The organism is Mesorhizobium sp. LCM 4577 (assembly GCF_001854795.2).
Lineage (GTDB): Bacteria > Pseudomonadota > Alphaproteobacteria > Rhizobiales > Rhizobiaceae > Mesorhizobium > Mesorhizobium plurifarium.
In genome coordinates, this window is the sequence record NZ_MDDU01000046.1 from 1 (window position 1) to 14,247 (window position 14,247).

The window sequence follows — 14,247 nt, forward strand, 5'->3', positions numbered from 1 at the left end:
GTGCTCTTCTTGCCCTTCTTGCCCCAGCGCGCATCCGGATCGGCCGAGGGCTTGATCGGCCCCTGGTGGCCCTTCTTCGGCTGCTTGGTCGGCCGGCCGCGCGCCTGCAGGAACGTGGCGTCGACCAAGGTGCCGCGCTTGACGATCAGGCCCTTGCCCTCCAACTGACGGTTGACCTCCTCAAACACCTTGTCGATCAGCCGCTCGCGCGTCAGCTCATCGCGAAAACGCCACAGCGTCGAATGATCGGGCGTGCGGTCCGAAAGGCTGAAGCCGGCAAAGCGGCGGAACGACAGCCGGTCCCGAATTTGCGCCTCCAGTGCTGGATCGCTCAGCCCATGCCACACGCCCAGCAAGAGACAGCGCAGCAGCGGTTCGGCCGGATAGCTGGTGTTGCCGGAGCCGGGACCGCTGCGCTGACCAAGCAAGGTTCGGATCGGCGCCCAGTCCAGTTCCTTYGCTAYCAGGTCGAAGATCGTCTCATCCGCCGACGCAARACCGTCCGCCAGGCTCAACTGACCAAGCACTCGATCGACCATCGCGAATCCTCCTTGCCGGATATCCGCATGGAATCACTGATCCGATTCTGTGCAAAGCCCTCACAAGGGGAGAAGGAGAGGGGGCTACAATTTTGCCAGCAGTTCCGGCGTCGGCCAACCATCCACGGGCAGGCCCAGCCGCGCCTGCTCCTTGCGGATCGCTTCGCGGGTGTTGGTGCCGAGGATGCCGTCGACCGTGCCGACGTCGTAGCCCTTGGCTTCGAGCTTGGTCTGCAGCGCCTTCATCTGGTCGCCGCTGAGGCCCTGTTCGGGCGTGCGCGGATCGAATTGCGGCGCGCCGGCGAGGCGCGTGGCAAGCACGGCCGCCGTCAGCGCGTAGGTGAAGGACTGGTTCCATTCCAGATAGACGTCGAAATTGTCGTAGGTCAGGAAGGCCGGACCCTTGCGGCCCATCGGCAGCGCCAGGCCGGCTTTCAGACCATTGTCGATGAGCGGGTTGCCATTGGGTTCGGTGACGCCCCATTGCGCCCATTGCGACAACGGCAGCTTGTTGGTGCGGCYGGTCTGGTCCCATGGCATCTCGTCGGGGACGCGCACTTCCTGGACCCAGGGCTGGTCACGCTTCCAGCCGCGCGACATGATTTTGTTGGCGGTCGTCATGATGACGTCCGGCACGCTGTTCCTGAGATCGACCTTGCCGTCGCCGTCGCCATCGACGCCCTTGGCAAGATAGTCGGTCGGCAGGATCTGCGTCTGGCCGATCTCGCCGGCCCAGGCGCCCTTGACGTCGGCCGGCAGCACGCCGCGGTCGATCAGGGTGAGCAGCGGCACCAATTGCTGCCGGAACAGCTGAGGCCGGCGGCAGTCATGCGAGAGCGTCACCAGCGCGTTCAGCGTGTGGAAATCGCCCTGCACGGCGCCGAAATCGGTCTCCAACCCCCAGAAGGCGGCGATGATCGCCGGCTGGACGCCGAACTCCTTGTCGGCGCGGTCGAAGACGTCGGCATATTTCTTCAGATTGGCCGCGCCCTGCTTCAGGCGGTAGGCCGAGATCATGCGGTTGGCGAATTCGGTGAAGGTCTGGGTGAAGACGCCCTGGGCGCGGTCGCGCGCCAACGCGCGCTCATCGATAGTGGCGTCCTCCAACGCGTCGAGGCCGGTGGCGCCGACGCCGGCCGCCTTGGCTTCGGCCGCGACGGCCTGCTTCCAGGCCTCGAAATCGCCGCCGCATTCCTGTGCCGCGACGGGCAGCGCCGACGCGCCGAGGAAGAGCGCCGCCAGGATTTCAACGCGCAATCGCATCGCTTTCCTTTCGAGACCGGCGCATGGCCCCATCGTGGTCCCGGATCGGGATCGGACAGGCGCATGCGAGGATTTCAAAGTTCGGGAGCCGCGCCATACACTCGCGCGAAAGCGCCGCTCCGGATTACCAGCGGTTGCATGTTTCGCCGCCCGCCGTGTCGAAAAGCAGGCGGGGGATCGGTTGTCAACGGGTGTTCTGCCGCAGCCACTTCTTCCAGGCGGCTTCCGAGCCGTTGAAGACGTTGATGTCGGACTTGCCGGTCATGCCGGGCACGATGCCGGTGCCGGTGTACTGCCAGAAGGTGAAGGGATGACTGCCGTATTTTTCGCGCGGGTGGCCGGCGACCGAGCGCAGCCAATAGGGATAGCCGCGGAAGCTCGCCAACTGGTTGTCGTCGAAGAAGTCGAGCGAGGTGTAGATGATCGGCTTCTTGCCGTAATGGCGCTCGACCATTTGCAGGAAAACGCTCATTTCGCTGCGCACGGTGGCCGGGTCGGGGCGCAGCCTGCATGTCGGCGATTTCGGGTTCCATTCCATGTCGAGCACCGGCGGCATCGCCGACGGGTCCCGCGGGACATTGGCGATGAACCAGCGCGCCTGGGTCTCGGCCGGCGTGCAGAAATAGAAGAAGTGATAGGCCGCGCGCGGAATTCCGGCAGCCTTGGTGCGCGCCCAGTGCTCGTTGAAATAGTCGTCGAAACGATCGCCGCCTTCCGTCGCCTTGATGAAGGCGAAGGAGATGCCGCTGGCTCTCGCCGTGGGCCAATCGACCGAGGTCTGGTATTTGGAAACATCCGTGCCGTGGATGGCGTAGGTCCACGGCGCGCCGCTGTCCCACTCATGCGGCTTGGAGTCCTCGAATTTGGGCGCGCGCACCGCAACAGTCTGCGCGGAGGGCGACAACGGCGAAAGGTCGTCGACGGTCGAGCAGGCGCAGAGCAGCGTCAGCATCAGGATGGCCGCAAGACGGCGCATGACATTCCCCGAGCCGGGTCCAGCCGGCCGCTGATGGGTCTTTGCAGATGGCCGTTGCTTGCGCAGGCCCCTCCGGACGGTCGCCCCACAGGACCGCCCCAACTGCTGTTGTCTGTCCATGTCGTTGTCCCAAAACCGCTGCGCACTTTTGGGCGACATGAAGCAGTAGATCGCCGAACATGGTTGAGAATCCATTGACGGCGCTCGACAACGCCGATGATTTTGCGGAAGCAATGGCGGCAAATCAATGACATAAATCGAGCCGGCGAATCCAAAAGGCGGGGAAAGATGCGGGCTGTCGTGAAGTTCATCAAATGGCTGCTTGGCCTTGCGGTCCTGGCGGTCGCGGCGCTCTTCGCCTGGCTCTATTTCGCCCCGCCCGARCTGATCCGCGTCGGCTCCGGCTATTCGGCCAAGATCGTCTGCTCGAACGTCTTCATCGCCGGCCGCGACCCGAACCAGGTGCTGGCGGTCGACGTGCAGGCGCCGGGCCATCCGCTGCTCAGGCTGATGAAGGTGTCGGTCGACAGAGAAAGGGGGATGGTTTCGGCTGGGCTGCTCTGGGTTTTCGGCAAGAGCGTTGCCGTAGAACGCTTCGGCGTCGGCTGCGCATCGGTTCCCGACGGCGATACCGGCAAAGCGCGGCAGACCTCGCTGCGTGCGGTGCCGCCCGCCGCGGCGCAGCCTGATGCGCTCTGGCCCGAGGGCGAGCGGGTGGATGCTTCGCAGAACCCGGAAGTGGCGAAGATCGTCGACGATGCCGCCATGGCCGGCATCGGCATGCGCGCCATCGTGGTGGTGAAGAACGGCCGCGTCGTAGCGGAACGTTATGGTGAGGGTTTTTCGGCCAAGACGCCGCTGCTCGGCTGGTCAATGACCAAGACGGTGAATGCGGCCATCGTCGGGACCCTGGTCAAGGACGGCAAGCTGGCGATCGACAACAAGGGCCTGTTCGCGCCGTGGAAGGCCGATGGCCGCGCCGCCATCAGCCTTGCCGACATGATGGCGATGTCGAGCGGGCTGGCGTTCAACGAGGATTATGGCGATGTCGCCGATGTGACGCGCATGCTCTATCTCGAGCCGGACATGGCGGGCTTTGCCGAGGCCCAACCGCTGACCGGCGAGGTGGGAAAAGTATTTTCCTATTCGAGCGGCACGGCGGTGATGCTGTCGAGATTGTGGCAGGACGCGATCGGCGACAAGGCGAAGGCGCTGGCATGGCCGCGCACGGCGCTGTTCGAGCCGCTCGGCATGAAGAGCGCCGTGCTCGAAACCGACGAGCAGGGCACTTTCGTCGGCTCGTCCTATCTCTACGCCACGGCGCATGACTGGGCGCGCTTCGGCCAGTTTCTGCTGCAGGGTGGCGTCTGGAACGGAAACCAGATCCTGCCGGCCGGGTTCGTCGACTGGATGCGCGAGCCGGCGCTGGCCTCGAAGGTCTATGGCAAAGGCCAGCTCTGGATCGAGGGCCCGGGCGATGAGGAAAAGCCCGGTGCGGGCGTCGCCGCAGGCTTGCCCAAGGACACCTATTGGATGGAAGGCCATGACGGCCAGACGGCGGCGATCATCCCGTCGGAGCAACTGGTGGTGGTGCGGCTTGGGCTGACGCCGGCGAAATTCGGCTATCGGCCGCAGACCATGGTGGGCGCGCTGGTGAAGGCGCTGCATTGATAGCGATTGCTATCTGCCGGATCCGATCACGCCCAGCCAGGCATAGCCGCGATAAAGCGTTCTGAAACGGAAGGTTGCGCCGGTGCGCTGCGATTCCGATTCAAGCACGTCGCGCAGCGACGCGCGTGGTGTGACATGGAATTTCCGCAGCCAGCCGCGCAGGAGCGCGCGGAACCAGCGCGGCAGTCCTTCCTGCTGGCCGAAATCGACGACGTGCAGCGAACCGCCGGGGGCGAGCGCAGCAAGGGCGGCCGATACGGTCTTTTCCCAGCCGGGGATCATCGACAGCGAATAGGAGACAAAGACGCGGTCGAAGCGTTCGATGCCGAAGAGAGCCTTGGCGTCGAAATCGGTGGCGTCGCCGCGCGCCAGGCTGACCTTGCCGGAGAGACCTTCACGAGCGATGGCCGCGTTTGCCGTCTCCAGCATCTCGGCCGAGATATCCAAACCGAAGAAGCGGGCCTGCGGATAGCGGCGGGCGGCAAGCGCTATATTGCGGCCGGTGCCGCAGCCAAGCTCAAGGACGGTGCCGCCCTGCGGCACGTCCAGCCCGCGGATCAGACGGTCACGGCCGAGCAGGTAGTACTTGCGGGTGAGGTCATAGATATGGCGCTGCCAGCGGTAGACGCCGTCCATCAGTTCGGCGTGGCTGGCCGGCAGGTCCGTCGTGCTCATGCGGCACGCTTCACATAGAGGTGGAAGCCGCCATAGATCGCCGAGCGGTCTTTTGCCGAGAATTCGCGCGAGGCGTCGGCCTCGTAGGTCCATTGGTCGAGCAGCGAACTGGAGACGCGGCCAGGCAGCAAGCTGGGCTCCGCCGCGGTGCGGAATATGACGCGCGCGCCCACCGAAGCGGTGCGGGTGATCTCGGTCCACAGCGCGTTGAGCAGGTCGTCGGTCATCCAGTCCTGCGCGTCGAGCAGGACGAAGCGGTCGACGCTGCCCGCCTCCTTGGCCGCCAGGAACTTGATCAGGTTGGCATGGTGGATGGCGACGCGATCGATGTTGTCGCGGATCGTCTTGTAGTTGCGCTGTTCCAGATAGGCCGGCAGCGCTGCCTCGCCAGGTTGTGGATAGCGGCGGGCGAAGGCCTGCCAGGCGAAGTAATTGTTCTTCAGCGGGAAGTCGCAGGCTAGCTTTTCCAGCCGTGCCTTCAGCACGCTCGCCATCGAGCCGTCGCCGGAGGTGATCAGCGAATCGTACTGCGCCGGCGGAATGCCGAGGCCGAACAGAGAGGCTTTGCGTGACGTCGCCCAGCGCAGGAGCTTCTTGTCGAAGACCGGCGCCAGTTCCTCGTTGAAGAAGCGACGCTGCTCGCCGATATTCTGCGCCTTCATGATGCCGGCCGGGTCGACACCGAACAGCTTGCCGACACGATGGCCCATGGCGATGAATAGGCCGAGCAGGCCGGTCTGGTAGAAGTTGCGGTCGAAGACCGAGATGCGGCGGCGGCCGCGCCAATTGCGGCGCTCCCAGTAATGGCGACTCACCGGATCGAGATGCGGTGCGATGAAGCGGTCATAGGCGTCCGAATTGTGGCTGGTGCCGGCGGCGCCGAAGAAGCGGAACAGGTCGCCTTGCGACGGCAGGTGTCGCACCGCTTCCAGCTTCATGCGGTTCAGCGCGATGTGCGCGGCGTTGAGATCGACGGCGTCGACCCGGGCCGGCGAGCGGGTCAGGTAGGCCAGGATGTTGCAGCCGCCCGAAGCGATCGTGACGACCCGGTGACCGGCGCCAAGCTGCATGGCCTCCATGTCGACGTCGGGGTCTTCCCAGATCTGCGGATAGACGAGGCCGGAGAACAGGAAGGCGAAGAGCCGCTCGGAAATGCCATCCTTCGACAATGCCCGGTTCTGGTAGACCGCCTTTCCGACTTCCTTGCCACGACGATAAACGAGTTCTCCGGATACGTCCGACATGGAATGGCGATTCCCCGTTTGCGTTGGCGCAAGCGGGTAGCGCAGCGTCATGACAGGCAGGTGACAGCCTGTTGACGGCAGGCCGTCACGAATTCTTACGATTTTCCGAACGCCCCCGGCGTCGGCGTGGTGACGATGACGGCCTCGCCGGCGTCGAGCGTGGTCTGGTCGCAGGCCTTCAGTACATCGATCGAGCCGTCATTGCGCCTGACCTTGGTCGAGCCGGCCTCGCCGTCGCCGCCGCCTTCGAGGCCTTGAGGAGGCCGATTGCGGTGCGAGGACAGGATCGCGCATTCCATCTTTTCAAGGAAGCGGATGGTGCGCCTGGTGCCGTCGCCGGCATTCCACTTGCCCTTACCGCCGGAACCCTCGCGGATGTGGAAGTCTTCCAGCACGACGGGGAAGCGCAGTTCCAGCACCTCCGGGTCGGTGAGGCGCGAATTGGTCATATGGGTGTGCACGCCGGAGGTGCCGGCGAAGCCGCGGCCCGAATTCATTCGGCCGGCCGGCGAGCCGGAGCAGATCGTCTCGTAATACTGGTATTTCCTGTTGCCGAAGGTGAGGTTGTTCATCGTGCCTTGCGCATTGGCGATCGCGGCCATCGCGCCGAACAGCGCGTTGGTGACATGCTGCGAGGTCTCGACATTGCCGGCGACGACGGCGGCAGGGTAGGCGGGCTTCAGCATCGAGCCGTCTGGGATGACGATGTTGATCGGCCGCAGACATCCGGCATTCATCGGGATCATGTCCTCGACCATGACGCGGAAGGCATAGAGCACGGCGGCGCGCGCTACCGGCTCCGGCGCGTTGAAATTGTTCTTCATGACCGGCGAGGTGCCGGTGAAATCGACGGTCGCCTCGCGCTTCTGGCGATCGACGGTGATCTTGACCCTGATCACCTGGCCGGTGTCGGTGGGGTATTCGTAAGCGGCGCTGTCGGGAAGCCGTTCGATCACGCGGCGCACGCTCTCGGCGGCATTGTCCTGGACATGGCCCATATAGGCTTCGACGACATCGAGGCCGAAATGCGCGACCATCTTGCGCAGTTCCGCCACGCCCTTTTCGTTGGCGGCGATCTGCGCCTTCAGGTCGGCGATGTTCTGGACGGGATTGCGCGCGGGGTAAGGATGGTCGGTGAGCAGCGTCTCCAGCTCCTTCTCACGGAAGCGGCCGCGATCGACGATGCGGAAATTGTCGAACAGCACGCCTTCCTCGTCGACCGTCGTGGCCAAAGGCGTCATCGAGCCGGGCGCGGTGCCGCCGACATCGGCGTGGTGGCCGCGCGAGGCCGCCCAGAACAGGATCTCCTCGCGCGCATCGTCGAAGACAGGCGTCACCACGGTGATATCGGGCAAATGCGTGCCGCCATTGTAAGGCGCATTGAGCGCGAACACGTCGCCCGGATGGATGTCGCCGGAATTCAGGCGGATGATGGTTTCGACGGAACGGTCCATTGAGCCGAGATGCACCGGCATGTGCGGTGCGTTGGCCACCAGCGCGCCATGGCGGTCGAAGACGGCGCAGGAGAAGTCGAGCCGTTCCTTGATGTTGACCGAATAGGCGGTGTTCTGCAGTGTCACGCCCATCTGCTCGGCAATCGACATGAAGAGGTTGTTGAAGACCTCCAACATCACCGGATCGGCCTCGGTGCCGAGCGCCGCGACGCGCACCTTCCGTTCCATCCGGCGGATCACGACGTGGTCGAGGCTGGTGATTTCGGCCCGCCAGCCCGGCTCGACGACGATGGTCTGGTTCGGCTCGATGATCAGCGCGGGTCCCGCTACCGTGTTGGACGGTCGCAGGTTTTCACGGCGATAGACGCCGGCTTCGCGCCAGCGGCCCTCGGTGTAGATGCGCCGGCTTTCCGAAGGCTTGACCTCGACCCCCGCCGATCGGGCAGGGGCATACGCTTCGGCCTTGTCCTGTCGAGCCGTCTCCATGCCTTCGACGGCAACGGTCTCGACGACGATCGGCTTGTCGTCGTAGACGAAACCGAACTGCGCCCTGTGCGCGGCCTCGAAATCGCTCCTCGCGCGGAAGGTCGAGCCATGCTCGAAATTCACCGGCAGCGCCGTATCGGTGCCGTCATAGCGAATATGCAGGACAGGTCTCGTTGAAACCGCGTCCTCGGCAATGCCCTGCTTGCCAAGCTCGGCGACAACGTCGGTGCGCAAGGCAGCGATGAGTGTCTCGATCGCCGCGCGGGATTCTTCGGCAAGCGGCTCCAGCAGCGCCTGCTGGCGTGAGGCGAAGACCGACGAAAGGCCGATGCCGTAAGCCGAAAGCAGCCCCGAAAAAGGATGGATGAGCACGGCCTCCATGCCGAGCGCGTCGGCGACGAGGCAGGCGTGCTGACCGCCGGCACCGCCGAAGCAATTGAGGAGGTATTCGGTGACGTCGTAGCCGCGCTGCACCGAGATCTTCTTGATGGCATTGGCCATGTTCTCGACAGCGATGGTGACAAAGCCTTCGGCCACCGCCTCGGGCGTTCGGCCGTCGCCGATCTCGGCGGCAAGTGCTGCAAATTTTTCGCTAACCGTGCCGATGTCGAGCGGCTGGTCCTGGCTCGCGCCGAAGATCGCCGGGAAGAAATCGGGCTGCAATTTGCCGAGCATGACATTGGCGTCGGTGACGGCGAGCGGACCACCGCGCCGGTAAGCGGCTGGGCCTGGATTGGCGCCGGCGGAATCCGGACCGACGCGGAAACGGCCCGCTTCATAATGCAGGATCGAGCCGCCGCCGGCGGCGACGGTGTGGATGCGCATCATCGGCGCGCGGATGCGCACGCCGGCGACCTCGGTGTCGAAGGCGCGTTCGTATTCCCCATCATAGTGGGCAACGTCGGTCGAGGTGCCGCCCATGTCGAAGCCGATGACCTTCTCGAAGCCTGCGAGCTTCGCCGTCTCGACCATGCCGACGACTCCGCCTGCCGGCCCCGAAAGCAGCGCGTCCTTGCCCTGGAACATGTCGGCGGCGGTCAGTCCGCCAGACGACATCATGAACATCAGGCGCGGGCCGGGGCCTAGCTCTCTCGCCACCCGCCGCACGTAACGCGACAGGATAGGCGACAGATAAGCGTCGACCACGGTGGTGTCGCCGCGGCCGACCAGCTTGATGAGCGGCGAGACCTCGTGGGAGACCGAGATCTGGCTGAAGCCGATCTTGCGGCAGACTTTCGCGACGGCCTTTTCGTGGTCCGGATATTTCCAGGCATGCATGAAGACAATGGCGACCGCGTCGATGCCGTCCGCCCTGGCCTGTTCGATCGCCGGGCGGCAGGCCGCGATGTCGAGCAGGCGCTCGACGCAGCCGTCGGCGCGCACGCGCTCGTCGATCTCGACGACGCGCTCGTAGAGCTGCTCCGGCAGGATGATCTTCTTGGCGAAAATGTCCGGCCTCGCCTGATAGGCAATGCGCAAGGCGTCGCGAAAACCCTTGGTGATGAGCAGAAGCACGCGGTCGCCCTTGCGCTCGAGCAACGCATTGGTGGCAACGGTCGTGCCCATTTTGACGTCGCCGATCGCGGCGGCGGAAATGGCGGCGCCCGCTTTCAAGCCCAGCAGGTCACGGATGCCCTGGATAGCGGCGTCCGCATAGGCCTCGGGATTCTCGGAAAGAAGTTTTCGAGGGTGCAGGTGTCCCTGCGGATCACGGCCGATGATGTCGGTGAAAGTGCCGCCGCGGTCGATCCAGAAGTCCCATTTCTTTGTTTCCGCGGCTGCCGGCATCCTGCTTATCCATCATGTCTTCGAGCGTATGTTCTGTTAGTTCGGGATTTCCGCGCCAGCAATCGCAAGTTGATGTTACACATAGAAATGCAACGTTACGAAACCGGCAGCCTGCTGATGCATTTCCCCTGCGACCGCTCACCGAAATGTGAGCGTCTGTCGAAGGAGAGATACCATGAAGAAGATCATCCTGGCGTCTGTGTCGGCGCTCGCCCTGCTGGGGGTCGCGGCTTGTAGCGACAATGGTACCGACAAGACCACAACCCAGAGCACCACTCCCCCGGCCAACGAGCAGCCCATGAAGCCAGCTTCGCCCGACGCTTCGAAGCCTGCTGAACCGGCTCCGGCAACAAATCCGGCTCCTGCCGCGCCCGCGCAGTAAGAGCCTGACCGACAGCATCGAAGAAGGCTGGCAATGCCGGCCTTCTTTTTGCGCCATCGATCCCGTACATCGCGATTACCCCTGCGGCATCGTCCCGGCTTGATAGAACCGCCCGGTTCGCACTATGAAGCCGACATGTCGATTTGGGACCGCCTTGGCGACTTCATCGCTCGTGTTTCGTCGTCGGCGTCCTCGGGAGTCGCGGATGTCGTGGAAGCCGTGCGCACCGTGTTTTCCGGCGATCCGGACCTGCGCCGGCGCGTGGCTTTCTCGGTGGCAATGATCGCGCTTTCGGCCAAGATGGCCAAGGCCGACGGCATCGTGACGCAGGACGAGGTGCGCGCCTTCCAGGAAATCTTCGAGGTGCCGCCGAGCGAGACACGCAATGTGGCGCGGCTTTACGATATCGCCAAGCAGGACGTCGCCGGCTTCGAGACCTATGCCCAGCGCATGGCGCAGCTCTGCGGTTCCGGCCATGCCAACTGCATGATGCTGGAAGACATACTCGACGGGCTGTTCCATATCGCCAAGGCGGACGGGCTCATCCATGAGCGGGAAGGGCAATTCCTGCACCGGATCGCCGAGATCTTTCGGATCGACGAGGTGCATTACGAGGCGATCCTGTCCAGGCACGTCAATCTCGGCGCCGCCGATCCTTACGTCGTTCTGGGCATCGAACGCGGCAAGCCGTTCGAGGAGATCAGAAAACGCTATCGCAAGCTGATCTCCGACAATCATCCGGACAGGTTGATCGCGCGCGGCCTGCCGCAGGAATTCATCAAGATCGCCACGAGCAGGGTGGCGGCGATCAATGCCGCCTATGAGATGATCGAGCGGGGCCTCAGGCACGCATGAGCGGCTTTTCGCCCGACCAGCCAGGCGCCGAGGTCCGGGTCTCGCCGAATTTCGGTCCGCGCCGCGAGACCCTTCGGCCCGATATGATCGTGCTGCATTATACCGGCATGGCAAGCGGCGCCGGCGCCGAGGCGTGGCTGTGCGATCCGGCAAGCGAAGTATCCTCGCACTATCTTGTTCATGAGGACGGCCGCATCGTGCAGATGGTGCGCGAGAGCGACCGCGCCTGGCATGCCGGCAAGAGCTCCTGGCTCGGCCGTACCGACATCAACTCCTGTTCGGTCGGCATTGAGATCGTCAATCCCGGACATTCGCTGGGCTACAAGGCTTTCCCGAGGCGGCAGATCGGCGCCGTGATCGAGTTGTGCGCGGGTATCGTGGGCCGTTATTCGATCCCCGCGGCAAGGGTGGTCGCGCATTCGGACGTGGCCCCGGGCCGTAAGGTCGATCCCGGCGAGAAATTTCCCTGGAAGGCGCTGTTCGCGGCCGGTATCGGCCACCTCGTGCCGGCCGCGGCGATAAAGCCCGGCGCCGCGCTGAAGGCCGGCGACGCCGGCTCCGATGTCGAGACGCTGCAATCGATGCTGGCGCTCTACGGCTACGGCGTCGAGATATCGGGTGAATACGACAAGCAGACGGAAATCGTCGTGGCAGCGTTCCAGCGGCATTTCCGGCGGCGCCTGGTCGATGGCGTGGCGGACAAATCGACGATCCGCACGCTGGAACGGCTCCTGGCTTCCGCAAAGGCAGGCACCGTCAAACAGTCGCGACAAGTTCCTTAAATTACAATCTGTCATTTAAAGTGAATTGCGCCGCCTTCATTGGCGCCAATTCCGCCTGCAAATGCCCGTCCTGCAAGTTGTCGGGCGTCTATCCCCCCAAGATGCCCGATGTTGAGTTGACCTAACTGCGTGAAGTTCTTCGCGCGGCTCTAACAGAACAGGACTACATGCAAAGATTGACCGTTGTAGCGGCAGCCGTTGCTGCCGGAGTGATGACTCTTGCCTTCAATCCAGCGAACAGTGCCCCTCTGAGCTTACGGGGTGACAATGGCTTTGCAGCCGCCCCCGCGGCACCGAAGGCAAGCCCGGCCGCCACGGGTTCAAAGATCAAAAGAACCGCCTCGACCAAGCTAGAGAAGGTCGCTGTCGCCAAAGCGGCGAAAAAATCAGCAAGGCGCAATTCGAAGCGCAACAGGCAGACCATCGACCTGACCGCGACAGCTTCCATCCGCCCTGAGAAGCCGGCTTTGTCGTCCCCAGTGACGGGCGGCGGCCAATATTCGGCGATCATTGCCCGCTATGCCGCGAGCTATGGCGTGCCGGTGTCGCTGGCGAGGGCCGTCATCAAGATCGAAAGCAACTACAGGCCGAATATGGTCGGCGGCGCCGGCGAGATCGGCCTGATGCAGATCAAGCCGGCCACGGCGCGCATGATGGGCTACACCGGTTCGGCCAAGGGGTTGTTCGATCCCGACACCAACATCAAATACGGCATGAAGTATCTCGCCATGGCGCAAGGTCTCGGCGGCGGCACCACCTGCGGCACGATCCTGAAATACAATGCCGGGCATGGCGCGACGCGGATGAATCCGATCTCGGCCGCCTATTGCAGCAAGGTGAAGTTGCAGATGGCGGCGCTGGGTTCGCCGGCCTGAGCCCGTCGTCGAAGTGGATTTGGGCAAGGCGTGTCTATTTCATGCATGTCGTTGTCCCAGATCCACTGCGCTTCGGGCGCTCACCCCAGCTTTTTCGTTTGCGTTTTCAAGCGGGAATCCCTTTATACGCCCTTGCCAGCTGGCCGGGCGGCCGCGCCCGCGAGAGCCGAAAGGCTGCGGGTGAGGAAAGTCCGGGCTCCATGGAGACACGGTGCCGGCTAACGGCCGGCGGGGGCAACCCCAGGGAAAGTGCCACAGAAAGCAAACCGCCCCGGCATTGCCGAGGCAAGGGTGAAAGGGTGGGGTAAGAGCCCACCGCGCGACTGGCAACAGGAGCGGCACGGCAAACCCCACCGGGAGCAAAACCGAATAGGGGCGGTGCGAAGGGAAACCTTCGAGGGCTGTTTCCGGCCCACCGTCCGGGTAGGTTGCGTGAGGCGCGTGGCAACATGCGCCCAAGATGAATGGCCGCCACGTTCTCGCCGCGAGGCGAGGGCCATACAGAACCCGGCTTACAGGCCAGCTGGCATTTTCTCGTGGCGATAGCTGAACGGGATCAGGAGGTTACGCCGGAAGGCGTGTCTTTTGATTCAACATCGGGGGCGTAATCGCCTGAACGCGGTGAACTGTTCCTTGAAGCTGGTGCGATTAAATCGTACCTTGAGCGAAATAGGAGCACGTTATGGGCCAGGTCGACAAACGCAGCATCACACTTTCGCCGGAGCTGGCGGCGGCCGTCGACGATGTCGTCGCTGCCGGCGAATACGCCTCAGCCAGTGAAGTCATCCGCGACGCGCTCAGGCAATGGAAGGAGCGCCGCGACCTGCTCGGCTACACCATCGAGGAATTGCGGGAGCTGGTGCAGGAGGGCATAGACAGCGGGCCGGCGCTGGACGGCCCTCCCTTGATGGAGCGATTGCGCGCTAAATATGCGGAGATGGCGGAAGCCAAAGGCGCTGACGAGTGAAGTACCGCCTGCTTCCACAGGCATTGGTTGACCTCGAAGCTATCGGCGACTATATCGCCGCGCACAATCCTAATGCCGCAATCCGTTTTGTGGAAACTCTTCAGCAGCGATGGGACTTGCTCACCCTCCATCCCCGATCAGGCGCACCGCGCGACGACATCCTGCCGGGCATTCGCCACCTTGTTGTCGGGGAATACCTTACGTTTTATCGAATTGGCGACAATGCGATCGAAATCCTCCGCGTGCTGCACGGTCGGCGCAAAATCGAGGCTGACGATCTGATTTAGCGG

General features: G+C 63.7%; 13 protein-coding genes and 1 other RNA gene. 8 read left to right on the forward strand and 6 right to left on the reverse strand.

The genetic code is table 11. The annotated features are described in order from the left end of the window. The 3 genes from LCM4577_RS27155 to LCM4577_RS27165 form a co-directional block, all read right to left on the reverse strand. Nucleotides 1-539 (reverse strand): transposase (locus LCM4577_RS27155; protein WP_131803528.1); only part of this gene is annotated, 539 nt, incomplete at its 3' end. Between the two features lie 84 nt (nt 540-623). Next, nucleotides 624-1,802, reverse strand: coding sequence for a lytic murein transglycosylase (locus LCM4577_RS27160; RefSeq protein WP_071074203.1), 1,179 nt, complete (start codon nt 1,800-1,802; stop codon nt 624-626). A 184-nt stretch (nt 1,803-1,986) separates the two neighbouring features. Then, nucleotides 1,987-2,778, reverse strand: a complete 792-nt coding sequence (locus LCM4577_RS27165) for a GH25 family lysozyme (RefSeq protein ID WP_041012145.1) — start codon at nt 2,776-2,778, stop codon at nt 1,987-1,989. 288 nt (nt 2,779-3,066) lie between these two features. On the opposite strand from LCM4577_RS27165, the gene LCM4577_RS27170 reads away from it, so the two are divergent. Beyond that, complete coding sequence (locus LCM4577_RS27170) at nt 3,067-4,449, forward strand: serine hydrolase (protein WP_071074388.1); 1,383 nt, start codon at nt 3,067-3,069, stop codon at nt 4,447-4,449. A gap of 9 nt (nt 4,450-4,458) precedes the next feature. Here the strand turns inward: LCM4577_RS27170 and LCM4577_RS27175 are convergent, their stop codons facing one another. From LCM4577_RS27175 to LCM4577_RS27185, 3 genes are read right to left on the reverse strand one after another with little or no spacing between them, the layout of a single operon-like run. Continuing rightward, entirely contained in the window at nt 4,459-5,124 is a 666-nt protein-coding gene (locus LCM4577_RS27175) for a class I SAM-dependent methyltransferase (RefSeq protein WP_071031726.1), read from the reverse strand. After that, nucleotides 5,121-6,419 carry a DUF3419 family protein gene (locus tag LCM4577_RS27180; RefSeq protein ID WP_071074204.1) on the reverse strand — a complete coding sequence of 433 codons (1,299 nt, stop codon included), beginning with the start codon at nt 6,417-6,419 and terminating at the stop codon, nt 5,121-5,123. The genes LCM4577_RS27175 and LCM4577_RS27180 overlap by 4 nt, the downstream gene beginning before the upstream one ends. A gap of 44 nt (nt 6,420-6,463) precedes the next feature. Next, the gene (locus LCM4577_RS27185) at nt 6,464-10,096 is read right to left on the reverse strand and encodes a hydantoinase B/oxoprolinase family protein (RefSeq protein WP_071074205.1); all 3,633 of its coding nucleotides are present in this window, start codon (nt 10,094-10,096) and stop codon (nt 6,464-6,466) included. Between the two features lie 175 nt (nt 10,097-10,271). On the opposite strand from LCM4577_RS27185, the gene LCM4577_RS27190 reads away from it, so the two are divergent. The 7 genes from LCM4577_RS27190 to LCM4577_RS27220 all read left to right on the forward strand — a co-directional run bounded on the left by LCM4577_RS27190 (nt 10,272) and on the right by LCM4577_RS27220 (nt 14,244). Then, on the forward strand, nt 10,272-10,478 hold the full coding sequence (locus LCM4577_RS27190) for a hypothetical protein (protein ID WP_082047404.1): 207 nt from the start codon (nt 10,272-10,274) through the stop codon (nt 10,476-10,478). Nucleotides 10,479-10,613: 135 nt separating this feature from the next. Beyond that, on the forward strand, nt 10,614-11,333 hold the full coding sequence (locus tag LCM4577_RS27195; protein ID WP_041007852.1) for a DnaJ family molecular chaperone: 720 nt from the start codon (nt 10,614-10,616) through the stop codon (nt 11,331-11,333). Then, complete coding sequence (locus tag LCM4577_RS27200) at nt 11,330-12,115, forward strand: N-acetylmuramoyl-L-alanine amidase (RefSeq protein WP_071074206.1); 786 nt, start codon at nt 11,330-11,332, stop codon at nt 12,113-12,115. Before LCM4577_RS27195 ends, LCM4577_RS27200 begins: the two co-directional genes overlap by 4 nt. 167 nt (nt 12,116-12,282) lie before the next feature. Then, the gene (locus tag LCM4577_RS27205) at nt 12,283-12,990 is read left to right on the forward strand and encodes a lytic transglycosylase domain-containing protein (RefSeq protein WP_071074207.1); all 708 of its coding nucleotides are present in this window, start codon (nt 12,283-12,285) and stop codon (nt 12,988-12,990) included. 135 nt (nt 12,991-13,125) lie between these two features. Further along, nucleotides 13,126-13,521, forward strand: an RNA gene (rnpB, locus tag LCM4577_RS27210) — RNase P RNA component class A. Between the two features lie 151 nt (nt 13,522-13,672). Beyond that, a complete protein-coding gene (locus LCM4577_RS27215; RefSeq protein ID WP_040982280.1) occupies nt 13,673-13,957 on the forward strand; it encodes a type II toxin-antitoxin system ParD family antitoxin in 285 nt (94 codons plus the stop codon). Next, a complete protein-coding gene (locus LCM4577_RS27220; protein WP_071074208.1) occupies nt 13,954-14,244 on the forward strand; it encodes a type II toxin-antitoxin system RelE/ParE family toxin in 291 nt (96 codons plus the stop codon). The genes LCM4577_RS27215 and LCM4577_RS27220 overlap by 4 nt, the downstream gene beginning before the upstream one ends. The last annotated feature ends 3 nt before the right edge of the window (nt 14,245-14,247 follow it).

What these genes read in the sequence shown, in the direction of transcription:
- LCM4577_RS27165 (WP_041012145.1), bottom strand. Translation starts at nt 2,778, where the DNA reads ATGCGCCGTCTTGCGGCCATCCTGATGCTGACGCTGCTCTGCGCCTGC.
- LCM4577_RS27205 (WP_071074207.1), top strand. Translation starts at nt 12,283, where the DNA reads ATGCAAAGATTGACCGTTGTAGCGGCAGCCGTTGCTGCCGGAGTGATG.
- LCM4577_RS27175 (WP_071031726.1), bottom strand. Translation starts at nt 5,124, where the DNA reads ATGAGCACGACGGACCTGCCGGCCAGCCACGCCGAACTGATGGACGGC.
- LCM4577_RS27195 (WP_041007852.1), top strand. Translation starts at nt 10,614, where the DNA reads ATGTCGATTTGGGACCGCCTTGGCGACTTCATCGCTCGTGTTTCGTCG.
- LCM4577_RS27200 (WP_071074206.1), top strand. Translation starts at nt 11,330, where the DNA reads ATGAGCGGCTTTTCGCCCGACCAGCCAGGCGCCGAGGTCCGGGTCTCG.
- LCM4577_RS27215 (WP_040982280.1), top strand. Translation starts at nt 13,673, where the DNA reads ATGGGCCAGGTCGACAAACGCAGCATCACACTTTCGCCGGAGCTGGCG.
- LCM4577_RS27185 (WP_071074205.1), bottom strand. Translation starts at nt 10,096, where the DNA reads ATGCCGGCAGCCGCGGAAACAAAGAAATGGGACTTCTGGATCGACCGC.
- LCM4577_RS27190 (WP_082047404.1), top strand. Translation starts at nt 10,272, where the DNA reads ATGAAGAAGATCATCCTGGCGTCTGTGTCGGCGCTCGCCCTGCTGGGG.
- LCM4577_RS27180 (WP_071074204.1), bottom strand. Translation starts at nt 6,419, where the DNA reads ATGACGCTGCGCTACCCGCTTGCGCCAACGCAAACGGGGAATCGCCAT.